This is a genomic window from Pseudonocardia sp. TMWB2A (assembly GCF_017312135.1).
In genome coordinates this window covers 2,127,173-2,154,163 of sequence record NZ_QKQY01000001.1, presented here as the reverse complement: position 1 = coordinate 2,154,163, position 26,991 = coordinate 2,127,173, and the positions used below count along the sequence as shown (strand labels likewise).

The window sequence follows — 26,991 nt, the reverse complement described above, 5'->3', positions numbered from 1 at the left end:
AGGTGGCGCGCGCGTCACCGCGTGACGGAGCGGTGACGCATCGGTTTGAGGGTGAGTGACAGGAAATACCCGTTCGTCCTGAGTAGGGGCAAAGCCCCGTATCGAAGGACCTTTGCGTAAACCGGGGTGCTTCGATACGGGCTTGTGCCAAGCCCTACTCAGCACGAACGGAAATTTTTTTACAGTTGCCCCTATTTAACATGCGCATTGGCGACCGCGCGACTGACGCCTTGCATCATGCGCATCCGTTCGGTCGAATTTTGCGACAGCAATGCGCCGCGCGCCAACCGCGCCAGCGCCTGCGCAATCGCTTCGGGCGTCCCTAACCCGTACCGGCTTGGGCTATAAAAGCTGCGAACAAGGCTTATTTTCCCTCGTCAGCATTGCTATATCTTTTGCCATGACCACAGATGTTCAAAAGATCGAAGCGCCTGCCGCGCCGCAAGAACCCCGCACCATCAACCGTGCCGATTACACCCCAGCCGACTGGCGCTGTGCGACGGTGAATTTATTGTTTGAACTGGGCGTTGAAGAAACGCGGGTTCATGCAACCTTGGCGATGGAGCGGCAAGGCGGGGAAACGGATGCGCCGGTGCGGCTTGATGTCGATGGCACGCTCCCCGATGTGCTGGCGGTTGACGGGCTTCCGGTGCAATGGACGCAGGTTGATGGCCAGATTTTCGTGCCGGTCGGGCATGATATGGCCCGCGTCCAGATCGAACTCACCACCACGCTCCATCCCGACCAGAATAGCCAGTTGATGGGGCTTTATGCGTCGAACGGGATGCTTTGCACGCAATGCGAGGCCGAAGGGTTTCGCCGCATCATCCCCTTCATCGACCGCCCCGATAATCTCGCCGTCTATACCGTGCGGATGGAGGGCGACAAGAAAGCGTTTCCGGTGCTGCTCTCCAATGGCGCGCTGGAGGAAACGGGCGATCTTGCCGATGGTCGCCATTATGCGGTGTGGCACGACCCTTGGCCCAAGCCTTCCTATTTGTTCGCGCTGGTCGCGGGCGATCTGGTGGCGAACCGCGATCACTTTACCACCATGTCGGGCAAGAATGTGGACCTTGCCATCTATGTGCGCGCAGGCGATGAAGACCGCACCCATCATGCGATGACCGCGCTCAAAAACAGCATGGCGTGGGACGAGCGCGTCTATGGCCGCGAATATGATTTGCCGGTGTTCAACATTGTTGCGGTCAGCGATTTCAACATGGGCGCGATGGAAAATAAGGGCCTCAATATCTTTAACACCCGCTATATTTTGGCGGACCCCGATACCGCAACCGATGCCGATTATGACGGGGTCGAGGCGGTGGTTGCGCATGAATATTTCCACAATTGGTCGGGTAATCGCGTGACCTGCCGCGACTGGTTCCAGCTATCGCTCAAAGAAGGCTTTACCGTCTATCGCGACCAGAGCTTTTCCGCCGATATGGGGTCAGCCGCCGTCAAACGCATCGAAGATGTGCGCGTGCTGCGCGCGGCGCAATTTCCCGAAGATGCGGGGCCCTTGGCGCATCCGATCCGCCCCGACAGCTATCAGGAAATCTCCAATTTCTACACCGCGACCGTCTATAATAAGGGCGCGGAAATCATCCGCATGATGGCGACCTTGCTGGGTCCGCAAGGCTTTCGCAAAGGCACCGACCTTTATTTCGACCGCCATGACGGCGAAGCGGCGACCTGCGAGGATTTTGTCCGCGCGATGGAGGAAGGTGGCGCTATCGACCTTGGCCTGTTCCGCCGCTGGTATGAACAAGCCGGCACTCCGCGCGTGCAGGCGAGCGTGGCAACCGACGCCACGACCGGCGAGGCGAGCCTCATCCTGTCGCAAATCGTGCCGCCGACACCGGGGCAGGACGTGAAGGAGCCGATGCTGCTCCCCTTGCGCACCCGCCTGTTCGATCGCGGCAATGAAGGCGCGGAAGACAGTCCCGCCGAACAGCTTATCCTGCTTGATAGCGACAGCAAAACCGTGCCGCTCGGCCGGATTACCGGCGCGCCAGCCCTCTCGATCAATCGCGGCTTTTCCGCGCCGGTAATTGTCGAAGCCGCGCGCGATGCCGAAGAATTGGCGTGGCTCGCCGCGCATGATGACGATCCTTTCTCGCGCTATGAGGCGCTGCAACAGTTGATGCTCGACACCATCGTGGCGCGCATCAATGGCGTGGAGGCCGACAGCGCGCCGGTGATTGCGGCGGTGCGGCAAAGCCTGGCGGGGGCAACACAAGACCCGGCCTTTGCTGCCGAAGCGCTCATCCTCCCGTCCGAAGCCTTTATCGGCGACCAGTTGAAACAGGTTGAGCCCGAGGCCATCCGCGCAAACCGGCTTGGCTTGCTCGGCGAAATCGGCCGCGCGCTCGAAAACGAATGGCGGCATTGGCATGAGGCAACCGAGACGGATGCGGCGGACTTGGCCCCGGCCTCCAAGGGCAAGCGGCGGCTGCGCGGCGTGGCGCTCTCTGCGCTGACGGCGGCAGGCGTTCCGGACGCGGGCGCGCTCGGCTGGCGGCAATATAGCCAAGCGAGCGGCATGACCGACCGGCAATCGGCTTTGGTCGCGCTGTCGCATGGCGATGCGCCCGAACGCGAACAGGCCTTTGCCGATTTTTACGACCGCTATCATGACAATCCGCTGGTTCTCGACAAATGGTATCAGTTGCAGGTGCTGGCGATGCGCGACGATGTGCCGGAAACGGTCGAGAAGCTGGCCAAGCATCCGAGCTTCACCTTGTCCAACCCCAACCGCGTGCGCGCGCTTTACGGGGCGTTCGCCGCCAATCAGGGCAGTTTCCACCGCGCCGATGGCAAGGGCTATACGCTCTTGGCCGATCTGATCGCCGCGCTTGATGCGAAAAATCCGCAAACCGCCGCGCGGCTGGTGCCCCCGTTCGGGCGCTGGAAACGCTTTGATGCCGCACGGCAGGCGATGATGAAAGCAGCGCTGGAACGCGTTCTTGCCACCCCGGGCCTCTCCAAAGATGTGCATGAACAAGCCGCCAAGAGCCTGAAAAGCTAGGATTTTGCCCAACATGGCTTGCCGCGTCAAAAAAGGGGCGTTAGGCTTGCGGTTCTAACGTCTTGGGGGAGACATATCTTAGTTTAGCCAGCGAGGGTTTTTTGAGATGAGCAAGAATAACAGCATGTGGATGATCGTCATCGTGGTCGCCGCGATTATCGGCGCGATGATGGGTCCGGCGCTCGCCAGAAATATGTCCGCAGGCACATTATTCGTCCTGTTCATCGTCATTATCGGCGGGGTGATCGCTTTTTGCGTATGGGCTTTGTCGAGCAACAAGGGTGCGGCCAAAGCCGATGCCGCAGCCCAAGCCGACGCCAAGGCGTTCAACACCGTGCCCGGCAAGGGCCGCATCTATATTGTGCGCCGTGGCTTTGTCGCCGCCTTGCAAGGCATGAATGTGTCGCTCGACGGCACCCATAAAGCTCAGATTAAATCGGGCCAGATGCTGCTCGCCGATGTCGCCCCCGGCAGCCATAGCATCCATGTCGAAACCGCCAAAACCAGCCTGTCCAAGCCCGCCGACATCAGCGTCAATGTCGCGGAAGGCCAAGTGGTGATTATCAGCGCATCACTGGAAATGGGCGCGATGAAAGGCTCCATCCTGCTCACCGAAACCGACCCGACCGTGGGTCGCAATGATGTGCAGGCCACCAACCTGATGCAATGGGACGCAGCGGCGGTTTAACGGGAAATTTTGTTAATAAGACACCTCTTTCTATCCTCTTGAAATTAGACGAATCACGTAAGCAATTTCATTTCAATAACGACGAGTGCGACGTATCCACATTAGGCATTTGAATTTATTGATATAATTAGTTCTTTGTTTGTTCCAATTCGTGTTGTATGGTCTACACATGGAGGAATAGACAATGGCAGAAAAGATTCGTTACCCGCAAATACCCAGCACCGTATGGTGGGGATTGCGCGCTATATTGCAGAGAACCCCGAATATTACGGTGGATGAGCGACTTTTAAGCGTGCAACTAGGAGTTCAAGAGATTGCTTCTAAGGCGTATTTGAGCGAACTTAAATCTGTGGGGATACTCACAGATGATGGAAAGGCCACCCCATTGGCGCAACGATGGAGGTTGGATGAGACATACGCCGAAGCATCAAAGGAAATAGTTGAAAACGCGTATCCCGAAGGTTTACTCAATATAGCCCCACCTGCTGACGCCGAACGTCAAAAAGTAGTGTCGTGGTTTTTGCATGAAGGGCTTGGGCAAGGTGCAGCAGGCAACAAGGCGGCAACTTATCTTCTTTTAGCCAGTCCTGAGCCGAATGAGGCTCCACGCACAGCGCCCAAAACCTCATCAGTAGAGAAATCAAATAATAATTCGAAAAAACAGAATGCTGAAAAAATTAAATTTTCAGACAAAAATGAAAAAGAAGGGGCTAAAGGCAAACAAGTTATTCCGGATATAATTCCCTTGAACATAAATATACAGGTTCATATCGGAGCTGACGCCGGTACAGATCAAATTGAATCTATTTTTCAAGCCATGAGACGTTATCTATATGACGCACAAAATAATTAATGGCATAAAACAGTTACAAGAATATTTATTGGAAGTCGGCTTGGCACGAGCTGTTTTAGCTTTGCCTGCTCCACGAATGCTGAGCTTGCCATCGCCAACGGGGGAGGGTTCAGAGCCAGCAAGTGTTTTCGCAAGACTTATTGTTGAACAGGAGATTTTTGATGTGTCGTCCGATTTGTTTATGTCTGGACATTATAACCTCAGTGTAGCCGAGGCATATAAGGCAGTAGACAAATACATTGGGTCTCGTGTCCCTCACTTAAAAAATTCGGGAACAAATTTAATGGAGCAAGTTTTTTCCCCGACTTCCCCGCTATTGAAATGGACAGAGAGAGGCACATCCTCCCAGATAGATGAACAGAAAGGCTATCATCGTCTCTTTGCCGGAGCAATGTTAGGCATCAGAAATCCCACAACTCATGAATTTGGCTGGATTGAAGAGCCAGAACAGGCGTTGGAGTTGATCGTTTTCGCTCAGCATCTTTTACGTAAAGCGAAGGCTGCCCATGATATTGAGGTGGTTAACAAATAACCTCTCACCCCACCCAATCGGCGACCTGCACGGCGACGGCGTTGGCGGCGCGGTTGAGGGCGCCTCCGGCATAGTCGGCGGTGATTTTGCTGACCGGTTCGCTGGCGGTGAAGCGTTGCTTGCGGATGACCTCGCCATTGGCGTTGGTCATGACCGCGTCATAGGTGACAATCGCGCTGCTGGTCGCTTCGTCAATGCCGAAATCGACCAGATCGCCCATCAAGCGGTTGCCGGGGCGGGCCGGGGTTTCGCCTTCGTTGAGGACCAGCTTACCCGTGCGCGCGGTGATGGTTTCGCTGAGCAATACCTGAAACAGGTTGGCCGGGCTTTCGACCCATTTGGCATCGACCAGATAGGCGACCTGATTGGTCGTCGATTGCACCGGTATGCGCGTCGTCGCGAGTTTTTGCGAGATAGAAGGCGTGGACACGATGAAGGCGGTATCGGTCGAACCGGTCTGCACGCGCCCCGCCGCGACCTTGCTTGCGGGCGTCAGGTTGAACAGGTAGCGCGGCGGCTTGCTCGACAACAGCCCGCCACAGGCCGACAGCAAGAAAAGCGACGCCGTTGCCGGAAGCGCGATGCGGAAGATGCGGGGGAGCTGTGTCATATCGGACCTCATTTACGGGGCTTATAGTCGGGAAGCGGCGGTTCGCCGAGGATCGAGGTGGCGCCGCCCTGGTCGAGCTTGGTCGCAACTGCGTTCAACGATGCAGACATACGGCGCAAATCGCGCACGAGCAGGCCGACTTCGGGCATGGTTTTCTGGCTGAAATTTTCAACGCCGGGCTTGGCCGCCGCAATCGTCTGATCAAGATTATTCATGCTGCGTTCGGCCGCCGCGACGGTTTGGCGCAGGTCCGCGATGAGCGGCTTGGCATCATCGGCCAGCAAGCCGTTGGTGGTGTTGGCCAGCCCGCCAATTTCCTCCGCCGCATTGCCCGCTTGTTCGGCGGCAATCCCGGCCTGTTTGATGGTCATGCGGGTCTGTTCCAGCGTCGCGCGCATTTCGGGGCCTTGGGTCGATAATTCGCCCGACAATTTTTGCACATTGGCCAAAATCCCTGCAATCGACGCCTGATTCTTGTCCCCCAGCAATTCAGTCAGCCGCTCGGTCAGCGTGGTCAGCCGCTCCAAAAGTTGCGGCGCATTGTTCAACAATTCGCCAAGCCCGCCCGGTTTTGCCGGTATGACGGGGACGCCTTCGGGGCCTTTTTCGGTAATCGGCGGTGCGCCCTTGGCGGCGCCATCCAACTGGATTTCCGAAACGCCGGTAAAGCCGACGCCGTTAATCGACGCGGTGGTGCCTTGCAGGATCGGAATATCCTTGTCGATCTTGATGCGAACACGCACAAAATTGGGGTCGGGTTTCCACAAGGCAATCTTTTCGACCGTCCCTGCCGGAACGCCGGAAAAGGACACGTTAGAGCCCTTGTTGAGGCCGCTCACGGACTGTTTGAAGAAAATATCATATTCCTTCTTTTCGCCCGATCCCAAATTGGTGATCCACACGGTGAACAAGGCCACCGCCGCGACCAGCGCCAGCGTGACTATGCCGACCAGAACATGATTGGACCGTGTTTCCATGACCTTATCCTTGTTCGCCCTCGGGCGTTTCCTGTGCTGTTGTCACAGCGTCCGTTTTAGCAGTTTCCTTGCTGTCGTGGACATTATCAAATTCTTTGGCGGCAGCGCGCCCGCGCGGACCGTTGAAATATTCCTGAATCCACGGATGGTCGGTTGCAAGCAGCTCGTCAATCGTGCCAACCGCAATCACCTTTTTGTCCGCCAGCACCGCAACCCGGTCGCAAATCGCATAGAGCGTATCAAGATCGTGGGTGATGAGGAAAACGGTGAGGCCCATCGCTTCTTTAAGATTGCGGGTGAGCGTGTCGAACGCCGCCGCGCCAATCGGGTCGAGGCCTGCGGTCGGTTCATCGAGGAACAGCAACGCCGGATCGAGCGCCAGCGCGCGCGCCAACCCTGCGCGTTTCTTCATGCCGCCGGACAGTTCGGACGGATATTTGGGACCGGCATCGGGCGGCAGTCCGACCATCGCGACCTTATAGGCGGCAATTTCGTCGCGCAGGTCCGGGTCCATATGCGGATAAAATTCGCGGATAGGCACCTGGATATTTTCCGCCACCGTTAGCGTCGAAAAGAGCGCGCCGCCTTGGAACAATACGCCCCAGCGGCGGCGCAGGTCGAGCGCGTCATATTCATCTTCAACATCGGTCATGCGCGTATCGAACACGCGAATGTCGCCCTCGTCCGGCTCCTGCAAGCCGATGATCGAGCGCATCAGCACCGATTTGCCGGTGCCCGACCCGCCGACAATGCCCAAAATCTCGCCACGCCGCACATCAAGGTCCAGCCCTTCATGCACCACCTGTTCGCCGAAACTGTTGCGCAGCCCGCGGATGCTGATCGCGACCTCATGCGCTTCGGGACGGATTTTGGGGCTGCGTCCGGCATAGCGGTCGGTCTTGCCCTTGCGCACTTTGACGGCGGGCTGGCCGGTTTCCGGCTCGGCTTTGGGGCGGAACGGCAATTTCATCACTTCCACCCGACCGAGGTAAAGAAGACCGCGAAAAACGCATCGAGAACGATGACAAGGAAGATGCCCTGCACCACCGCGTCGGTCGTGCGCTGGCCGACCTGTTCGGCATTATCCTTGACCTGCATCCCGTTATAACAGCCCGCAATCGCAACGATCGCCCCGAATACGGGCGCTTTGATGAGGCCGATCAGGACGTCGGTGAGCGGCACCACTTCCTGGATGCGCTGCACATAAGTGAGCGGCGGGATGCCAAGGCCCGCCCAGCAAAACACCATGCCGCCGAACAAAGCTGCAATGCCGGCGTAAAAGCCGAGCAGCGGCATCATCACAATCGAGGCGAGCACGCGCGGCAGGACCAAGGCTTCCATCGGCGACACCCCGATGGTCCGCATCGCGTCCACCTCCTCGGTAAGCTTCATCGTGCCAAGCTGCGCGGCAAAGGCCGATCCCGACCGGCCCGCCACCATGATCGCGGTCATCAGGACACCGAGTTCGCGCATCGACGAGCGCCCGACAAGGTTGATAGTGAACATCTCCATGCCGAACAGTTCAAGCTGGGTCGCGCCCTGCTGGGCAATCACCACGCCGATGAGGAAGCTCATCAGGCCGATAATACCCAGCGCATCGACGCCGACCGCCTTGAATTGCGACACCATCGCATTGACGCGGAAGCGGCTGGGATGGGCGATGAGGCCCAATATCCCCAGCACCGTCGCGCCGAGAAAGCCGATCATCCCCATGAAATTGGTGAGCGCGCCATGCACCGATGTGCCGACTTCATCGAGCATCCGGATGAAAGCATTGCTCTGTTCGGGGCGGATTTTGACGCCTTGGTCGGCATTTTGCACTTCGGCCAACAGCCCGGCGGATTGTTCGCTCGCGCCCTCAATCTGAGCCCCGCTGTCGCGCGCGAGCTTATAGACAAGCCAGGCGCCAACCGTGTCCATATGGATGACCTGGCTGATGTCGATTGTCTTGGGCGGGGCGTCAAGGCTCGCAAGCCGTTCGGGCAGATCGCCGATACGGCCAAGGGTCAGCCGTCCGCTTAAGCGGACAACATCCCGATCATCGGTATCAACCCGGACCTGCTCCGCCCCATCTTGCATAACGGGCGCGACACTGTGCGAAATTGACGCTATCGGCAAGCAAAGAATGTAGGAAAACTAATCCGGTTTACATAAAATAAGGCCGATAACAGGGTGAAACTCGCGATTTATGACATGGACCGTACGGTCACCATAAGGGGAACCTATACGCCGTTCCTGCTGTTTGTCGCGGCGCGGATGGCCCCGTGGCGCTTGCTGCTCGCGCCGTTCGCGCTGCTGGCGATGGCGGGCTATGCGGCGAAACTGGTCAGCCGGAAACGGTTGAAGGAGGTTAATCTTGCGCTGCTCTTGGGGACGCGCCTGTCGCCGCAACGCCTCGCCCCGCATATCGAAGCCTATGCCGACCGCGTGGTCGCGCGCAACCTTTACGCCAAAGCGCGCGCACGTATCGCCGATGATCAGGCTGCGGGCTATCGCGTTGCGCTCTGCACCGCATCTTATGAACTTTATGTCCATGCGATTGCCGCGCGGATCGGCATTGCGGCGGAGGATGTGATCGGCACCAAGCTGGTTAGCGCGGTGGACGGCACCATCCTTGCGCAAATTGACGGCGAAAATTGCTATGACCGGGAAAAACTCCCGCGGATTGCGCAATGGATGGCAAAGATTGGCGTCAAACGGGAGGAGGCGCACTTACGCTGCTATTCCGACCATGTGTCGGACGCACCAATGCTGGACCTCGCCGACGAAGCCTTCGCCACCACCCCGTCACCCAAGCTGCGCGCCTTGGCAGGGCAACGCGGCTGGCCGGTGCTGGATTTTCGCACATAGTGACATTCGGCAGCCCGCTGCGATTCTAATATTGCCCGACAGTGCGCTATTGCACAGGTATATCGTCCTTGTCCGCTGTGGTTGGCGCAGGCGCAGGCGAGGCGGTTTGGGTTTTGGGCGGGGTCGGCAGCACGCGAATCTGGAAGGCCTCTTTGGGCAGCGCCTCCCCGCTTCCGGCAAGATAGGCTTTGGCGACGGCCTGAATATCCGCTGGTGTAAGCGCCGCGCGGCCGGTGATGTAGCTGCGCACCGCATCGACAATCGCCGGATCATCCAGATTATCGTCCAGCACCTGCACCCAATAGGCATTGCTTTTGCGGTTGGTTTCAATCTCCGCCAGCATCGGCGCGCGCGCGCGGGCGAAACTGTCGGCGCTCGGGCCATTGGCGGCGAGATCGGCCATGATGCTGTTCACCGCCTGCTGGAAAGCGGGGATGAGTTCGGGCTTTAATTCCGACGACACCAGCATCGCGCCATAATGCGGCAACGCGCGGTTGGTCGCGCCGACCGCGCTGGCGGCATAGGTGCCGCCCTGCTGCGCGCGGAAGCCTTCGGACAGGCGCTGGCGCACAATATAGCCGGTAAGCTGGATCGCGCGCGCGGCCTTAATATCTTCATCGCCGCTCACCGTAGGATAGACCAGCATCGCCATCGCGCGGTCGGGATCGCCCAGATGATAGAGGGTTGAAACCGCCTTGCCATCGGCAGGGCTAGCGCGCACCGCTATTGCATCGGGCGTAGGCGGAGGCGTCGGTTTGGGCGAAATCCGCGCGAACATGTCGGCGGCAAGGGCGAGCGTTGGCACAGGGTCGAAATCGCCGACAATGCTCACTTTAACCGGTCCTTTGGCGAATTCTTCGCTCCAAAAGGTGCGGAAAATATCGGGCGTCAGCCGGTTGATGAAGAGCAGCGTAGGCATAGAGCGGAAGCGCGTATCGCCACCATAGCGTAGCGGCAGGCCGATCATATTCATCACCGCCGCCGGATCGCTGAGATAATTGCGATAACCGGTCTTCAGGCCCGACTGGAAGCGGCGCACCGATGTTTCGTCATAGCGCATCTGGGTGATCGCGCCGACCATCATCTTCATCGCATCGGCCATATCCTCGCGCGTCGTGTTCAAGGTGAGTACCAGCCCGTCAGTATCATTATAAAATTGCGGGATAATCTGGCGGCCTGCGCCCAAACGCTGCAAGGTCGGGCGGTCGAACGGCCCGATACCGGCAAGCCCAAGCGCGCGCGCGGACCAGAACCATCCGGCATCGCGCGGCGGTCTTGCTGCCACCCCGCGCCCGATTTTGACGCGCAGGCTCACCTGATTGACAAGCTGGGCATTGGGCCGCATCGCAATTTCGACACCATTGCTAAGCTCGGTGCGCGTAATCGACAGGTCGGCAAGCGCAGTTTGCTTGGCAATTTTGGCGGTGGCGGGCGGCAGCACCAGCGCATCGAGCGAGGTTGCGGCAAGCCCTATATCGGCGGACGGCACCGCCTGCATCGCTTTGGCTAACATGGCTTCAACCGCCGCAACGCCGCCTTCGGGGGGCTTGCCCGACAGATAGACAAAGCGGGGCCGCGCCGAAAACATCGCGCGCAACCGGTCGGTAATCCGCTCCGGCGTCATGGCGGGCTTTAACCGCGTGAGCATCGCGGCGCGATAGCGCGGGTCGGTGACGATGTCCTTGGGGTCAAAGCTTGCGATAAGCTGGTCGGCAAGGTCGCGCGACGGGGCGCGCTCTTCACGGTCAATCGCCTGCCGGTAAAGCCGGTCAAGGCTGCGCCACTGTTCGTCGACCTCATCCTGCCGCACGCCGCGCATCGCGCCGTTCAGCACGCGATAGACTTGTTCGAGCGCGGGGCCTGCATCGTCGGGCTTGCTGTCCGCTTCCATCTGCATCGACAAGGACAGCCGCGACGGCACCAGCGCGCTGTTTTTCTGTTCGGTCACATAAGCGCGGACGATTTTCGTGGTGCGTTCAATATCTTCACGCAGGCGCGCGTTCAGCACCATTTGCGCCAAAGTATCGGCAATATCCTCCTCGCGCTCGGCGAGCGTTTGCGCGGTGGTGCGCGCAGGGCGTTGCCACAGCAATTCCATATTGTCGCTATAATGCGGCTCGATGATCGTGGTGGCGGGCGGCTTGGCCGGAACCGGTGCAGGCTTTGGCTCTTTGCCGGTCTTGCCTGATGCCTGCCAGCCGCCAAAGGCTTTCCCGATGGCGGCAATCATCTGCGCCGGATCGCCATCGCCGACAATCACCACCGTGGTGCGTTCGGGGCGATACCAGCGGTCATAAAATTTATGCAGCTTCTTGGCCGTTGCGGCGTTCAAACTTTCCGCCGTGCCGATAAGATTGCGTTCGCCCGCACGATGGTCGGGCTGATAGAAACGCAGGCGTTGGGTCTGGATACGGCTGTCGGCCTCGCTCGTGCGCATCGCACGCTCGGCCATGACAATCTTCTTTTCCTTTTCGAGTATGTCCTTGTCGATGACCGCATGGGCCATCATGTCGGCCAGAATGGCGAGCGCCTGATCCATCGCTTCGCTGTCGGCGCGGCCAATGTCCAGCACATAGCGGGTCGAGCCGTAAGAGGTGAACGCATTGCTGTGGCTGCCGGGCCGCGCGCCGAGCCGTTGCCAGGCTTTTTCGCCCTCGCCATCGGGGAAGGAGCGGGTGCCGCGGAACAGCATATGTTCGAGAAGGTGCGCCCAGCCTTGCTCCTTATCCTCCTCCATCAGCGCGCCGACACGCAAATGGACGCGGATCGACAGGCGGCCTTTGGGCTCGTCATTGCGGCGCACCGCGTAGCGCACGCCATTGGGGAGGGTGCCGGTAACAAAGGCCGGATGGAGCGGAATATCACTCCCCGTCTGCCAGCCGGTCGCGACCGGAGCGGCGGGGGTGGAGGTAGGCGATGCAGGCGGCGCGGACGCGGCTTGCGCACCATCTTGCGCATAAACGGCAACGGGGGCGGAAAGGGAGAGCGCGAGCGCCGACAGCGCCAGCCAATACTGCCGGAAAGTCATCCGAAGATGTTTAGCGGGGCAGGGGAGAGGGCGCAATCGTCATTGCAGACGGCGCAGGCGCAATATCGACCTCCTGTGGAACATCGTCATTCCCGCGAAAGCGGGAATCCATCTGATGCGCTGGAGGTTTCCACTACCGTTGCGTGACGTAGCACGGTCCGGAAATGGATTCCCGCTTTCGCGGGAATGACGAGGGAGGGCGGTCATTTTATGGCCACTTCACCTTGGCGATCCAGTCTTTGACCTGCCATTCCAGCACATCGAGCGGGACCGCGCCCTGGCCAAGGACGGTGTCGTGGAAGGCGGCCAAGTCAAACTTCGCGCCCAGCTCCTTTTCGGCCAAGCTGCGCAATTCGCGGATTTTAATCTCGCCAATCTTGTAACCCAATGCCTGTCCCGGCCAACTGATATAGCGGTTGACTTCGGCTTCGATATTCGCGTCGGACAGTGCGCTATTGTCCTTCATGAACCGGATGCCCTGCGCCTTGGTCCAGCCTTTGGCGTGGATGCCGGTATCGACCACCAGACGGCACGCGCGCCACATTTCATAGGATAGCCGCCCCATATCCTTGGCGGGCGTATCATAAAGCCCCATTTCGATGCCCAGCCGCTCGGCATACAGGCCCCAGCCTTCGGTGAAGGCGGTAAAGCCGATATTCTGGCGGAAAGCGGGGATGTCCAATTCCTGCTGGAGCGCAATCTGGTTATGATGGCCCGGCACCGCTTCATGGGCGGTGAGCGCAGGCAGTTCATATAAGGGCCGCTGGTCGAGCTTCGACGTATTCACATAATAATTGCCCGCAATCCCGCTCTGCGGCGAGCCCGGATTATAATAAGCCGTGGTCGTGCCTTCCGCGATTTCCGCCGGAATTTCCTTAAGGCCATAGGGAAGGCGCGGCAATTTGTGGAACAGGGTCGGCATTTTGCCGTCGATGGTCTTGGCAACGCGCGATGCAGCCTCCATCAACTCTTCGGGCGTTTTGACATAATATTGTGGGTTGGAGCGCAGGTCCGCGATAAACGCCTCGCGCGTCGCGAAACCGGCCTTTTTGGCGACCGTCTCCATTTCGGCGCGGATGCGTTTCACCTCGTTCAGCCCGATCTGGTGGATCTGTTCGGCGGTGAGGTTGGTCGTGGTTTCTTGCCGGATGCGGAACGCATAATAATCCTTGCCGCCGGGCTGCGCGGTAATGGCAGGGTTTTTCGCGCATTTCTTAAGATAGGTGCCGGTGAAAAAGGCGTGATGCTTGCGGTAAGCAGGGTTCAGCACATCGGTGATCAGGCTTTTGGCGCGGGTCTGCATCGCGTTCCATTCCGCATCGGTCATGTCGACCGGCTTGGTGCGCAGGAACGGCCCGTAAAAGCGCGATTTTACCGGATCATCGCTGACCACACCGATAATCCCCTTGGCGCTGTTGCCCAACACCTCGCACGGCAAGACATAGCCGCCATCGACCGCCTGCTGCGTGATTTTCAGCGCCTCGTCATTGACCTTGGGATATTGGGCGAGCCGGTCGAGATAGCTTTGGTAATCGACCTTATTGCGCAGCGGGCTATTGTCGCCCAGCCCCGCAAAGCCTTGGTGCCAACCATAATAGGTGGTGAAGAGCATGGTGCGTTGGCCGAACCTATTGGCTTTGACCTGATCGGACAAAGCGCGCCTCAGGATCTGCGCATTGATGCGGTCGGCGAGTGGCAGCGCATCCAGCCGTATCATGTTCAACCGCTCAAGAAAGGCTTCGGCGGTTTTGGCGCTTTTGTCGGCGGCAGCAAGGCTCATATCGCCGACCTTGCCTTCATAGCCCGGCACCCCCATCGACGAGGCCAGCACCGGATTTTCGGACAAGGTCCAGTCCCAATGCTCCTTGATAAGCTGTGCCAGAGCACCGGCAGGTGCGGCGGTGGCGGGGCTGGCCAACGCCACCGAGGCGAGCAAGGGCAGCGCGATCTTGGCCAGGCGGGCGCGGAAACGGGTGCGGGAAACAGGCTTGGCAATAGGCATAGGGGGATACTCCCTGCAATGAAGAAACAGCGCCGCTGGCGGGCGCATGCTGTAGTTAGTGCTAGAACAAGTGGCGCGGAAATCAAAGCCGGTCCGAACAAGGCCATAACAGCCACTCATTCCGTCATTGCGAGCGGCGATAGCCGCGCGGCAATCCAGTGCAGACCATGCGACTCCGGATTGCCGCGCCGCTTGCAGCGGCTCGCAATGACGGGCGTTGGGTGGGTCTGCCCTTGCCCCCCCTGTTTCGCCGGACGGTGGCTCATAGCCGTTAGAAGGCGTAAATAATTCTTGTCGCGCGCTTGCCTTCCGCGGAAATGGCTGGAATAGTCGGGTTAATCCCGAATATCCGTTGCAATATTAAGTTTAGTCATGCGTTTCCCGAGCCATTCTGCTCCGCCGCCACCCGGCCCCGATTTCAAAGCCCCTAATGCCGCGCGCCATGTCGGTGCCCATGTTGCGGGCGCGGTCATGCTGTTTGCGCTGATGCAGCTTTGGGCGACAGGGGCGGTTGTTTCCGCTGGCGGGCCGCATTGGTTGCCGCTGGTCGGTATTGCTGTGCTGGTGCTGGGGGCGATCCCCACCGGACGGATGGTCGAGCGCCGCTGGCACCATCGCGGCCGCAATATTGCGCCTTCCCCCAAAGCCGATGCGCGCTACCGCCGCGACCTGACCTTGATGTGGAGCGCCGCCTTATTGGTGCCGCCTGCCTGGGTGTTGGTGATTAGCTCGCTGGTGGCAGGCGCGATAATTTAGCCCCGCCTTCTTATGCCTTATTCCAAGCGGGTTACGCGCAAACAGCTTTGACGCTCGGCTTGGGCGGCGCTAAGGCTTTTTGTCATGTTGACCGTAAAAGAAGCGCAAGACCGCGTCGCCCACCTCACCAAAGCTGCCAAAAAAGCGGGCGCGGATGCCGCCGACGCCATTTATTTTTGCGATGCGTCGACCAGCGTGTCGATGCGGCTGGGCGCATTGGAAGATGTGTCGCGCTCCGAAGGCGAAGGCATCGGCCTGCGCCTGTTTGTCGGCCGCCGCTCGGCAAGCGTTTCTTCGACCGATATGGAAAAGGCGGCGCTCGACAGTCTGGTCGAGCGCGCGCTGGCGATGGCCAAGGAAGCGCCCGAAGACCCTTATGCTGGGCTGGCCCCTGAAGATATGCTGATGCAAAGCGCGCCGCAGGATCTGGATTTGGACGATGGCAGCGAAGCCGACCCGCAAGCCTTGCGCGCACGGGCGCTGGAAGTCGAAGATGTCGCGCGCAGCGTCACAGGCGTCACCAACAGCGAAGGCGGCAGCGCAAGCCATAGCCGGATGCGGCTCGCTATCGCCACGACCACCGGCTTTGTCGGCGGCTATGGCACATCGGGCCATTCGACCTCGGCATCGGTGCTGGCGGGCGAGGGCAGCGATATGCAGCGCGATTATGACTGGCACAGCGCGCGGCATCTGGCGGATTTGCGCTCGGCAGAAGATATAGGCCTTGAAGCCGGCATGCGCACTGTCGCCAAGGTGAAGCCGGGGCGCATGACGTCGGGCGCGATGCCGGTGATTTTCGACCCGCGCGTCGGCACGACCATCATCGGCGCGCTGACCGGCGCGATTTCCGGCTCTGCGATTACGCGGCGCACCAGCTTCTTGCTCGACCGTCTGGGCGAACAGATTTTCGCGCCCGGCATTACGATTGTCGATGATCCCTACCGTATCCGCGGACTGCGCTCGCGTCCGTTTGACGGCGAAGGGCTGCCGGTGCGCGCAGGCAAGCTGGTCGACGGAGGCGTCCTCACCACCTGGCTGCTCGATAGCGCCTCGGCGCGCCAGCTTGGCACAACGCCCACCGGCCACGCCTCGCGCGGCATTGGCGGTGCGCCCGGCGTCACCACCGGCAATCTCCACATCGAAGCGGGCAGCCTGTCGCCCGACGCGCTGATCGCCGACATCAAGCAAGGCGTGTGGGTGACCGAACTCATCGGCAGCGGGCTGAACGGTGTTACCGGCGATTATAGCGTCGGCGCGGTCGGCTTTCGCATCGACAATGGCAAGCGCGCAGGGCCGGTCGCGGAATTCACCATTGCGGGTAATATGAAGGATATTTTCCGCGATCTGACCCCCGCCGATGATCTGGAATTCTTGTTCGGGACCAATGTGCCGACCTTGCGCACCGACAGTATGACGGTCGCGAGCGGCTAAGCCATGCCCGCGCCGCTCAACAATGAACTGATAATCGCCGCCGCCCGCGAAGTCGGCGACATGGCGCTTGCGCGCTGGCCGGGGACGGCGGGGGCTGCCGAACTCAAAGTCTGGGCCAAAGCCGATGTCAGCCCGGTATGCGAGATTGATTTGGCCGTCGACGAACGGTTGAAGGCAATCCTTGGCGAACTCGCCCCCGATGCGGGCTGGTTGTCGGAAGAGACGGCGGATGACGCCGCGCGGCTGGAGCGCCGCCGCATGTGGTGCGTCGATCCGATTGACGGCACGCGCGATTATGTGCGCGGGCGCAAAGGCTGGTGCGTGTCGATTGCGCTCATCGAAGATGGCTGGCCGCGCTTTGGCGTTCTCTACGCACCCGCCCGCGATGAATTATGGGTGGCGGCCAGCGGCACCGGCGCGACGTTGAACGGCGAACCGGTCGCGGCCAGCACAAGGCGCAACTTTGTCGGCGCGCGCGTCCCCGCCGCCGACCTTCCCAAAGTCGACCGCGATTTAACCAAGGTCGAACAGCCCAACAGCATTGCGCTCAGAATGGCGATGGTCGCCGATGACCGCGCGGATATTGTCGCGACCTTACGCTGGGGCTTTGAATGGGACATTGCCGCCGCAACGCTCATCGCCCGCGAAGCCGGCGCAACTGTAACCGACGCTTTCGGCAATCCCCTACGCTTCAACACCGCCCGCGCACAGGCCTTCGGCGTGATCGTCTCCTCACCCTATATCCACGAAGCAGCGGTCGAGCGCCTGTCGGAACGGGCGAAGGCGATTGTGGGGTGACAAGCCCGATATGTTGACCGGTAAAACGAGCGGCTTATTGTTCAATTAGCCGCCTCTCCTGCGGTGATATATTGAACAAGCTCAGCGTCATTTCGTGTAATGCCGTTTCGTCCGCGGTCAATTTTTCCGACATGTTTGAAATTTTTTTGGAAATTTCGATTATTTGCGAATGAACCGCAGCATCGGCCCGCGTGACCGGCTTACGCAAACGATCGACCAGCTTTTTACCGTTGCCCTTGGTCGCCGGTGTGAAATCCAATGCAATGCAGCGCCACTGTGCCAAGACGAGCTCGGCTTCATCGTCTTCAACAAACAGGCGGCACACTTCACGCTCATCGATCAAAAAGCTTAATTTACCCCGGTCGAGCGAAACGTCAAAATGACTTGCCGGATGGATGAGGCCGTCAATTTCGGCCAAAGCTGTCTCTTCGTCGGCCTTACGCTGATCATCTACCCAATTTTTACGGTTTGTTGCGGGGATCGAATTTGAAATCTCTTCCTCAATTTGCGGTATGGACCGCACCGCGGGGATGAGCTGGTCCAATGTTTTGACGGTGCGCGCCGCCGTCGAAAGGCGCTCTTCCAAATCCTGCGTCAGGCGTAGCCGTTCGGTTGCTTGCTGTTGCAATCTTTTGGCAAGTGCGGTCAATGTCGCCCGTGATTTCCGATCTGCGTTGGGGACAGGGAGCGGCGCAATGAACTGCTTGTTGGCTGATTTATAATCGCCGCGAAAAGGTTTGGATTGCCATTGGAATATTGTGTTGGTCACCGGTGCATTAAGGATGGCCGAAAGAAACCATGAATCATCTTTGCGCGCTGGAATTACGCCGCCAACATCCACATTATCGCAATAATAGCGGCCAGTGTCGTCCACCACTGTCCCTAATTTGGCGACCAAACGGGGAACCAGCAATTTTGCATTTTCCTGCTTGTCTAGATTTTGAGTTCGTCCCATCCGATACCATTTTGTATCGTTGAACTTCTCCTTTTCCCTGTCTCGCAATTCTTGTTCAAAACGACGCAGATACGCCCATGCCTTCGGGAAATCGCGCGCCATTTCTTCGGGCGTGTATAATCGCGCGCCTTTGGCATCCACATGGTAGGGGAAGAGCAAATAGGTGCGGGTTTGCGGTTCCAGAAAGCGTTTGACTTCCGCCCCGGATACCAATGGCTTCATAATGGCGTCTTCCAGTTCAACGACCTCGTCCGGCTGCTTCTTGCCCTTCAGCTTCGGCGTGAACGCATAACGGTTTCTGCCGAGGCGGCGCAGGTGATAAATATGGTCCGCACTCGTCTGGATGCCTACAATGATATTTTTGCTGTTATCTACATGACCCAGCGGCAATGCTTCGCGGCGGAGCCGTTCGATCATCATCCGGACCGGAGCGGGTGCAATCAACCAAGGCGTTGTCGCGTTGGTGATTGCTTCATAAGGCAAGCGGTAGGCATCATCCGTCCAATCAACGCGGCTGATATCGCCATCATCGGCGAAGGCCAGTGCTATGGTTGCAGCAGGCGCTTTGGTGAAAATCTGAATTGCGGTATAAACTGTCGCTTCTTCAAACACCTGGAACGACCGGAAGTCGAGCCATTTTTCCAGATGTCTTCCGGCGTGGATCAACCCGCGCAATCCTGCTCCATATTCGAGGGTCGGCCATAAGTTGGGCGCGATATACCCCATACGTCCGCCGCTGTTGAGAAGCTCCAGTCCCTTTTCGATAAAGGGGAGATACAGATCGAAATTACCGGTCCGGGTCGAAAGATAAGGCGATTGGCCGGACGACAACCATTCGGCCATATCCTTGTTGACCTGCTTGAAGTTTTGCAGCTTTACATAAGGGGGGTTGCCAATGACGGCGTCGAAAGTGCCGCTTGCAAAATCGCCGTCCCATTCAAAAATATTGATGCGGTCCCGTTCTTCATCGTCATATAATTTACGTTTGGCATAGAAACGCTGATCGATCAGGCTATTGCCACATTGAATATGCTTATCGAGCGAGGATAAGGGCTTTTGTGCCTGGGCCGTATGCAGCCACAATGAAAGGCGCGTTATTTCGACCGATGCCGGATTAATGTCGACACCGAATATATTGTTCGCCAGAATCATTTCGGTAATAGCTGCCGGCTCTGGTCGTGATTCAATGGCTTTCATTTCGACCGCCATGTCAACCGCCGCCGAAAATTCGCGTTCCAAATGCTTGAGCGCGACAATCAAAAATGCGCCTGATCCGCATGCGGGGTCGATAATCTTTATCTGCTGCAACCGTTGCCAATAGGATAAGGCAGCTTGTGCCGTCGGCATTTCACCTTCGGTCCAGCCTGACGCCTGCTTCCAAGCGTCGAACAAAGGCGTGATGGTCTCTTCTATAATCCGGCGCACCGTCCATTCGGGCGTATAATAAACGCCGTCCCGTTTGCGCTTGGTAATATCCGTCAACGACGGTCGTGCGTCGGCTTCTGCCTCCAGCTTTTCCAACTCGACAATGGATTGTTCGAAAATATGGCCCAATGTGTAGAGGCCGATGCTGTTTTTAGTGTCGCCTTCACGTGCAAAATTATAGGTGGCTGCCAGATATAATAGGGTGGCTTTATACTCGTTGATCTTTGCTTCATTTTGGGCTTGTCCGCGCATGGCGAAAATATGGTTGGGCAACCGAAGCGCGTCGATGGCGGGGTCGTCGGCAAACAGGCCGCCATTGAATTTGTGGATCTTGTGGTCCCCTATGTCGCCGCCGACATTCATGCGTGCAAAAACCAGTTTTAACCGGGTCCAGATTTCCTCCCCATTTTCTTCCAGCATAGAATCCCTGGAAAAAGCTTCCAACTGGCGTTGCAATTCATTGGTAGGAAATCCGACGCGCGCGCCCATATCTTCGGCGAACATTACAAAAATCAGCCGATCGAGTAACTTTTGGCCCAATCGCACGGCGCCGGACTTGGTCATGCCGCCCGGACGTTGCAGCATGATATGCTGGATCAATATTTCCCTATAGGCGCGATATTCCTTGTAAAATTCATCTTCTAATTTTTTCTCGGACTTTCCTTGTCTTTCGACCATACGCTCCAAGCGGGTACGCCCGGCGTCGCTCAAAAGCATGTCGGGTTGAAACATTCGCCAAAACAGAAAGCGGTCAAATTGTGCGACCTCGTCATTGCCGAGCATGTTGACCTGGTCAAAAAGGTCATCGCCTGCAATTTTGAACCGCAAGTAGCGGTCAGGCATCGAATCTGCGGAATATAAACGGAACTCGTTCATGTCGGTGACAATCGCAAATCGCGGTTGTACGGGGGCGTTGAGCGCGACACCGCGCCGGGCACCCCAAAGATAATCTTGGGCTTGTTGAACCGGTGAGCGGTTATTCCCTTTGCGATGTTGCGGTGCGTCGAGCCCCGCTTTGGTCATATGTTTGAATTCGCACAGGATTTGCGGAACATGCGCGCGTCCGCCGCCGAAATTCCCTATTGCAAGGTCGGCCTCGCCCTTACCGCCAGTCTGTCCCGCGCCTTTGACTGCAAATTTTGAATCGAGATGAAAGCCTGTTTTGCCTTTACCATCTTCCTCATAACCCCACATTTCGACAAAAAATCGCTGGGTGAAGCTGCCTTCGGCTTTTGTCTCGCGTTTGATCTCGCGCTTGACCCATCCTTCCAGTACCGCCTTTATGTTGTCGTCCCGCCCGTCTGCGAGATAATCCTGAAATTCATACTCCAGCTCCGCCCGCAGGAAAGAACGGTCAAGCAAAGGTTTAAAGCGATCATTGGTCATGCCGTGTCCTGCCAAGTTTGGTGGTGAAAATCCAGCGCTGCTTTCCCAATTGGCGCTTTGCAGAGGGGCGTATTTTTGCTAGCCTTCTTTTATGTCACAACAGCAATTTGGTCTAAACTTCGGAAGCGAGCCGCAAGAGGATAAGCCGCTGTTTGATCCGAACGATATTCGTGAAGATTGCATGGCGCTGATAACCGAAGCGCGAGACAATGTCGTTGCGCTGAAATGGGACGCGCAAACATTAAAAGTTAACCGCATTATTTTTCCTAATCTGGCAAGCTGGCTGCCGGACGAAGAAGAGCGCCGCCAACTTTGTTTTGAATTTGAAACGGAGTGCGCGCGCATCGAGTCATTGCTTGCGGCATAACGCCGCGCAATGGCTTGGCCTTCTCACTTGACTCCGCCCCCGACTCACCTTAAGTGCGCGCTATTCCGAAACCTCAGGAACGGCGGTGCGATTCTTCGTGCCTGCCTTTTTCGTGTTTTCGGAAAACCACCCAAAGCTTTGAGATGGCGGCCCTTTTGCCGGGGTTGCTGTGGAGCAGGAGAAACTATCACATGGCACGTATTGCGGGCGTCAACTTGCCCACAAACAAGCGCGTGATTATCGCGCTTACCTATATTCATGGCATTGGCCGCACCAAGGCGGTCGAAATTGCGGACAAGCTGGGCATTGACCATGCGCGCCGTATCCAGGACCTGTCGGACGCCGAAGTCCTCCAGATCCGCGAAACCATCGACGCCGATCACACCGTGGAAGGCGATCTTCGTCGCGAAACCGCGATGAACATCAAGCGCCTCATGGACCTCGCTTGCTACCGTGGCCTGCGCCACCGCAAGGGTCTTCCGGTTCGCGGCCAGCGCACGCACACCAATGCGCGCACCCGCAAAGGTAAGGCCAAGCCGATCGCCGGCAAGAAGAAGTAAGTTTCATCTTATCGCTGCTGCGCGCTTTTTACGGGCGCGCGCTAGTCGGTAACGGATATAGGGAATTAAACATATGGCACGCGAACCTCAGCGCCTTCGTCGGCGCGAGCGCAAAAATATCTCGTCGGGCGTTGCGCACGTCAATGCGAGCTTCAACAACACGATGATCACCATCACCGATGCCCAAGGCAATGCGATTAGCTGGTCCTCGGCTGGCATGATGGGTTTTAAGGGCTCGCGCAAATCGACCCCTTATGCCGCACAGGTCTGCGCCGAAGATGCTGGCCGCAAGGCTGCGGAACATGGCGTGCGGACGCTCGAAGTCGAAATCAAGGGTCCGGGTTCGGGCCGTGAATCGGCTCTGCGCGCGTTGCAGGCGGTGGGCTTCACCATCACCTCGATCCGCGACGTGACCCCCATCCCGCATAACGGGGTGCGTCCGTCGAAGCGTCGTCGCGTCTGATTCCTGCCTGCCCGTAAAGGCGTTGAGGGAACTCTTTCACGCCTTTCACCTTTTCATACTGGCGGATCGGACGGGACAGTCTCCCGAAGCCTTTTCGCCACTCAATTTTAGGGGAAGTCCATGACTGTCAATATGAAGAACTGGCAGGAATTGAAGAAGCCCAACAGCCTCGAAATCAAGTCGGGCGGCGATTCCAAGCGCAAGGCTACTTTTGTTGCTGAACCTTTGGAGCGCGGTTTCGGCCTGACGCTCGGCAACGCGCTGCGTCGCGTTCTCCTGTCGTCGCTTCAGGGTGCGGCTGTTACCTCGATCAAGATCGAAAACGTCCTGCACGAATTTTCCTCGCTTGCCGGCGTGCGCGAAGATGTGACCGACATTGTTTTGAACGTGAAGCAAATCGCGCTCAAAATGGAAGGCGAAGGCCCGAAGCGTTTGCAGCTTTCGGCAACCGGCCCCGGCGAAGTCAAAGCGGGCGACATCATGGTGTCGGGTGACATCGAAGTGATGAACCCCGACCTCGTGCTATGCCACCTCGACGATGGCGCAACGCTCAACATGGAACTCACCGCCGATACCGGCAAGGGCTATGTTGCAGCGGTTGCCAACCGTCCGGCCGATGCGCCGATCGGCCTGATTCCGGTCGATTCGCTTTATTCGCCGGTGCGTCAGGTTGCCTATAAGGTCGACAATACCCGCGTCGGGCAAGAGCTTGACTATGACAAGCTGTCGCTCACCATCGAAACCGATGGCACAGTGACGCCGGAAGATGCGGTCGCTTACGCCGCGTCGATCCTTCAGGACCAGCTTAAAGTCTTCGTCCATTTCGAAGATGTCATGGCGTCGCAAAGCGGCATGATCGGCATGGCGGCTCCGTCGCAATCGAGCGAAGAATCGGATGCCAACCAGCTCAACCGTTACCTTTTGAAGAAGGTGGACGAGCTGGAATTGTCGGTCCGTTCGGCCAACTGCCTCAAGAACGACAATATCATCTATATTGGCGATCTGGTGCAAAAGACCGAAGCCGAAATGCTGCGTACGCCCAACTTTGGTCGCAAGTCCTTGAACGAAATCAAGGAAGTCTTGTCATCCATGGGTCTGCGCCTCGGCATGGACATCCCCGGCTGGCCGCCCGAAAATATCGAGGAAATGGCCAAGAAGCTGGAACAGGAATTGATGGGCTAATCCTTCACCGTTCGCCCTGAGTAGCTGCGCAAGCAGCGTATCGAAGGGTGCTTCGATACGGGCTCTATCGAGCCCACTCAGCACGAACGGATTTGATTAGACTTTACTCTGAAATCCTCTGGGCCCCCGCCTTCGCGGGGGAACAGAAACAGGCCCAAAGCGCGGGAGGCCTTTAAATAACCCGCGTGGCTTGGGGTACCGGTCGAATTTTCGGCAAACGGCCCCCTGACAAACGCTGCCGCTAACCATTGCGTTGGGGGTAAGCACAAAGAAGGAAGTTAAAATGCGTCACGGAATGGGCGGCCGCAAGCTGCAACGTACCTCTTCACACCGCGCGGCTTTGTTCCGCAATATGGCGGCGGCGCTCATCAAGCATGAGCAGATCACCACCACTGTCCCCAAGGCGAAGGAATTGCGTCCTTACGTCGAAAAGCTGGTTACGCTCGCGAAAAAGGGTGGCCTTGCCAACCGTCGCTTGGCGCAGGGCCGTCTTCAGGACGATGCCCAGCTCACCAAGCTGTTCGACGTGCTGGCCAAGCGTTATGCCGACCGTAACGGCGGCTATACCCGCGTCATCAAGGCTGGCATCCGTGCATCGGACGCTGCCCCCATCGCGATCATCGAATTTGTCGACCGTGATGTCGCCGCCAAGGGCCAGGATTCGGGGCCGGTGCAGGTTGCGGAAGATTTTGAAGACGCTTGATAGCGGTTTCATATGAAACAGGTTGAGAAAGAGGCCGGAGCTTAGTAGCTTTCCGGCCTCTTTCTTTTTGTCCGCACATCCTGTTCGGGCAAAAGCATAAGCATAATAGTAACAGAGGATAATTATGGCCGCTTCCCCCCGCTTGTTCGCCCTTCCCTTAATTGCGCTTGGCTTGTCGCTGGCGGGCTGCGCGACGACGCAAGCGGGCGATGATACTCAAACTGCGGCGGATGCTGCTCGTGAAGCCGCAGAGGCTGCAAAAGCTGCTGCCGCAGCCATGGGCGATGCCACCGCCGCCCCCACTTCGCGAGACGCCATGATGAACCTCTCTTACCCCGCCACCGAAAAGGGCAATGTCGTTGAAAACCAGTTCGGCGTCGCGGTCGCCGACCCGTATCGCTGGCTGGAAGATGATGTGCGCGTTAACCCCAAGGTGCGCCAATGGGTTGATACCCAAAGCCAGTTCACCAAAGATTATATCGCCAAATTGCCGGGCCGCGAGGCGTTCAAACAGGAACTCACCTCGCTCTATAATTATGAACGGTTCGGCCTTCCGCGCAAATCGGGTGGCCGCTATTTCTATACGCGCAATGACGGTTTGCAAAACCAGTCTGTCCTTTATGTGCGCGACCAGTTGAACGGGGAGGGGCGTGTCCTTATCGACCCCAACACATGGTCCAAGGATGGCGCGACCGCGCTTGCCGAATGGAACCCGTCCAAGGATGGCAAAAAGCTCACTTATGCGGTGCAGGATGGCGGCACCGACTGGCGCATCATCCGTCTGCTCGATGTTGATACGGGCAAATTGCTTCCCGACGAGATTAAATGGGCGAAATTCGGCGGTAGCGTCGAATGGGCCAAGGATGGCAGCGGCTTTTATTATTCGCGCTTCCCGGAACCTTCGGCGGCAGGCACCTTCCAATCCTTGAACAAGGACCAGAAAGTCTATTTCCATAAGCTTGGCACGCCCCAAAGCGCGGACCGGCTGGTTTATGCGACCCCCGCCCATCCCGATTATGGTCATGGCGCAACCCTCACCGATGACGGCCGCTATCTGGTCATCACCTCGTCGGTCGGCACCGATGACCGCTATGAAGTCCATGTGATTGACCTCCAATCCAAGGACCAAAAGCCCAAGCTGGTCTTCCCCGGCTTTACCAATAATTGGTCGGTGATCGGCAATGTCGGCGCCAAATTCTATTTCGTCACCAACAAGGATGCGCCGCTCCTTAAGATCGTGTCGGTAGATATATCCAAGGTCAATGCGCAGCCGGTCACGGTGGTGCCGGAAGATAAGGCGACGCTCAACGGCGCGTCGATTATCGGCGGTAAGCTCATCACCGAATATCTGGTCGATGCGAAAACCGAAGTGCGCACCTATGACCTTGCGGGCAAGGCGCTCGGCACGATCCCCTTGCCGGGTATGGGCAGCGCGGGCGGCTTTGGCGGCGACCAGAAGGATATAGAAACCTTCTTCTCCTTCACCAGCTTCACGCGCCCTGCGGCGATTTACCGCTATGATACAGCGACCGGCGCGGTGACGCCTTGGGCCGAACCCAAGCTCACCTTCAACCCCGACGATTATACCGTCGAGCAGCGTTTCTATCCATCCAAGGATGGCACCAAAATCCCGATGTTCATCGTTGCCAAGAAAGGCGCGATGAAGCCGGGCGGCGCACCGACCTTGCTTTATGCCTATGGCGGCTTCAACGCGCCTTCACTTCCCGGCTATTCGGCAACGCGCATGGCCTGGCTTGAAAAAGGCGGCGTGTTCGCGCTCGCCAATATCCGTGGCGGCGGCGAATATGGTAAGGCCTGGCACGATGGCGGGCGTTTGCTCAACAAACAGAATGTGTTCGACGATTTCATCGCGGCGGGCGAATATCTGAAAGCGCAGGGCATTACCGGCAAGGACCAGTTGGCAATTGAAGGCCGTTCCAATGGCGGGCTTCTGGTCGGCGCGGTCTTGAACCAGCGTCCCGACCTGTTTGCCGCCGCACTCCCGACCGTCGGGGTGATGGATATGCTGCGCTTCGATAAATTCACCGCAGGCCGCTATTGGGTCGATGATTATGGCTATCCGAACAAGGAAGCAGATTTCAAAAATCTCTACGCCTATTCGCCCTATCATAATGTGAAGAGCGGCGTTGATTATCCTGCGATCATGACCGTAACCGCCGACACCGATGACCGTGTGGTGCCGGGGCATAGCTTCAAATATGCAGCGGCGCTTCAGGCGGCGAACATCGGCCCCAAACCCCACCTCATCCGCATCGAAACCCGCGCAGGCCACGGCAGCGGGATGCCGACCGAAAAGGTCATCGAACAGTTTGCGGACATGTATGCGTTCATCGCTTACTGGACGGGGTTGGAGGTGAAGTAGGCTTATTCCATGCC

General features: G+C 58.0%; 21 protein-coding genes. 14 read left to right on the top strand and 7 right to left on the bottom strand.

The features are described from left to right. Positions 1-400: 400 nt before the first annotated feature. The 4 genes from pepN (at position 401) to DMP17_RS09980 (ending at position 5,101) form a co-directional block, all read left to right on the top strand. Positions 401-3,028, top strand: a complete 2,628-nt coding sequence (gene pepN / locus DMP17_RS09995) for an aminopeptidase N (RefSeq protein ID WP_337828932.1) — start codon at positions 401-403, stop codon at positions 3,026-3,028. Positions 3,029-3,158: 130 nt separating this feature from the next. Then, on the top strand, positions 3,159-3,716 hold the full coding sequence (locus DMP17_RS09990) for a hypothetical protein (RefSeq protein ID WP_337828931.1): 558 nt from the start codon (positions 3,159-3,161) through the stop codon (positions 3,714-3,716). 184 nt (positions 3,717-3,900) lie between these two features. Then, positions 3,901-4,569, top strand: a complete 669-nt coding sequence (locus tag DMP17_RS09985) for a hypothetical protein (protein ID WP_337828930.1) — start codon at positions 3,901-3,903, stop codon at positions 4,567-4,569. Further along, positions 4,550-5,101, top strand: coding sequence for a TIGR02391 family protein (locus tag DMP17_RS09980; RefSeq protein ID WP_337828929.1), 552 nt, complete (start codon positions 4,550-4,552; stop codon positions 5,099-5,101). Before DMP17_RS09985 ends, DMP17_RS09980 begins: the two co-directional genes overlap by 20 nt. 4 nt (positions 5,102-5,105) lie before the next feature. Here DMP17_RS09980 and DMP17_RS09975 read toward each other — a convergent pair whose 3' ends face one another. The 4 genes from DMP17_RS09975 to DMP17_RS09960 form a co-directional block, all read right to left on the bottom strand. Beyond that, positions 5,106-5,711, bottom strand: coding sequence for an ABC-type transport auxiliary lipoprotein family protein (locus DMP17_RS09975; RefSeq protein ID WP_337828928.1), 606 nt, complete (start codon positions 5,709-5,711; stop codon positions 5,106-5,108). An 8-nt stretch (positions 5,712-5,719) separates the two neighbouring features. Next, a complete protein-coding gene (locus DMP17_RS09970) occupies positions 5,720-6,628 on the bottom strand; it encodes an MlaD family protein (protein ID WP_337828927.1) in 909 nt (302 codons plus the stop codon). A gap of 64 nt (positions 6,629-6,692) precedes the next feature. Then, positions 6,693-7,658: an ABC transporter ATP-binding protein gene (locus DMP17_RS09965; protein ID WP_337828926.1), complete on the bottom strand. Its 966-nt coding sequence runs from the start codon at positions 7,656-7,658 to the stop codon at positions 6,693-6,695. Continuing rightward, on the bottom strand, positions 7,658-8,767 hold the full coding sequence (locus DMP17_RS09960) for an ABC transporter permease (protein WP_337828925.1): 1,110 nt from the start codon (positions 8,765-8,767) through the stop codon (positions 7,658-7,660). Before DMP17_RS09960 ends, DMP17_RS09965 begins: the two co-directional genes overlap by 1 nt. Positions 8,768-8,860: 93 nt before the next feature. On the opposite strand from DMP17_RS09960, the gene DMP17_RS09955 reads away from it, so the two are divergent. Then, the gene (locus tag DMP17_RS09955; RefSeq protein WP_337828924.1) at positions 8,861-9,538 is read left to right on the top strand and encodes an HAD family hydrolase; all 678 of its coding nucleotides are present in this window, start codon (positions 8,861-8,863) and stop codon (positions 9,536-9,538) included. 46 nt (positions 9,539-9,584) lie between these two features. Here the strand turns inward: DMP17_RS09955 and DMP17_RS09950 are convergent, their stop codons facing one another. Both DMP17_RS09950 and DMP17_RS09945 read right to left on the bottom strand, forming a co-directional pair. Next, the gene (locus DMP17_RS09950) at positions 9,585-12,353 is read right to left on the bottom strand and encodes a M16 family metallopeptidase (protein WP_337828923.1); all 2,769 of its coding nucleotides are present in this window, start codon (positions 12,351-12,353) and stop codon (positions 9,585-9,587) included. A 421-nt stretch (positions 12,354-12,774) separates the two neighbouring features. Further along, a complete protein-coding gene (locus DMP17_RS09945) occupies positions 12,775-14,568 on the bottom strand; it encodes a DUF885 domain-containing protein (protein WP_337828922.1) in 1,794 nt (597 codons plus the stop codon). 372 nt (positions 14,569-14,940) lie between these two features. Here DMP17_RS09945 and DMP17_RS09940 point away from each other — a divergent pair, with 372 nt between their 5' ends. From DMP17_RS09940 to DMP17_RS09930, 3 genes are all read left to right on the top strand, one after another. Further along, on the top strand, positions 14,941-15,324 hold the full coding sequence (locus DMP17_RS09940; RefSeq protein WP_337828921.1) for a hypothetical protein: 384 nt from the start codon (positions 14,941-14,943) through the stop codon (positions 15,322-15,324). An 84-nt stretch (positions 15,325-15,408) separates the two neighbouring features. Further along, positions 15,409-16,755, top strand: a complete 1,347-nt coding sequence (locus DMP17_RS09935; protein ID WP_337828920.1) for a TldD/PmbA family protein — start codon at positions 15,409-15,411, stop codon at positions 16,753-16,755. A gap of 3 nt (positions 16,756-16,758) precedes the next feature. After that, a complete protein-coding gene (locus tag DMP17_RS09930) occupies positions 16,759-17,553 on the top strand; it encodes an inositol monophosphatase family protein (RefSeq protein WP_337828919.1) in 795 nt (264 codons plus the stop codon). Positions 17,554-17,587: 34 nt separating this feature from the next. On the opposite strand, the gene DMP17_RS09925 is transcribed toward DMP17_RS09930, so the two are convergent. After that, positions 17,588-21,319 carry an Eco57I restriction-modification methylase domain-containing protein gene (locus DMP17_RS09925; RefSeq protein ID WP_337828918.1) on the bottom strand — a complete coding sequence of 1,244 codons (3,732 nt, stop codon included), beginning with the start codon at positions 21,317-21,319 and terminating at the stop codon, positions 17,588-17,590. Positions 21,320-21,410: 91 nt separating this feature from the next. Between DMP17_RS09925 and DMP17_RS09920 the strand changes: the two genes are divergently transcribed. From DMP17_RS09920 to DMP17_RS09895, 6 genes are all read left to right on the top strand, one after another. After that, entirely contained in the window at positions 21,411-21,686 is a 276-nt protein-coding gene (locus DMP17_RS09920; RefSeq protein WP_337828917.1) for a hypothetical protein, read from the top strand. Between the two features lie 191 nt (positions 21,687-21,877). Further along, on the top strand, positions 21,878-22,246 hold the full coding sequence (gene rpsM / locus DMP17_RS09915) for a 30S ribosomal protein S13 (protein WP_337828916.1): 369 nt from the start codon (positions 21,878-21,880) through the stop codon (positions 22,244-22,246). 73 nt (positions 22,247-22,319) lie between these two features. Beyond that, on the top strand, positions 22,320-22,709 hold the full coding sequence (rpsK, locus tag DMP17_RS09910) for a 30S ribosomal protein S11 (RefSeq protein WP_337828915.1): 390 nt from the start codon (positions 22,320-22,322) through the stop codon (positions 22,707-22,709). 120 nt (positions 22,710-22,829) lie between these two features. Further along, a complete protein-coding gene (locus tag DMP17_RS09905) occupies positions 22,830-23,891 on the top strand; it encodes a DNA-directed RNA polymerase subunit alpha (protein WP_337828914.1) in 1,062 nt (353 codons plus the stop codon). A gap of 283 nt (positions 23,892-24,174) precedes the next feature. Beyond that, positions 24,175-24,594, top strand: coding sequence for a 50S ribosomal protein L17 (gene rplQ / locus DMP17_RS09900; protein WP_337828913.1), 420 nt, complete (start codon positions 24,175-24,177; stop codon positions 24,592-24,594). A 124-nt stretch (positions 24,595-24,718) separates the two neighbouring features. Then, complete coding sequence (locus DMP17_RS09895; RefSeq protein WP_337828912.1) at positions 24,719-26,977, top strand: prolyl oligopeptidase family serine peptidase; 2,259 nt, start codon at positions 24,719-24,721, stop codon at positions 26,975-26,977. Positions 26,978-26,991: the final 14 nt, after the last annotated feature.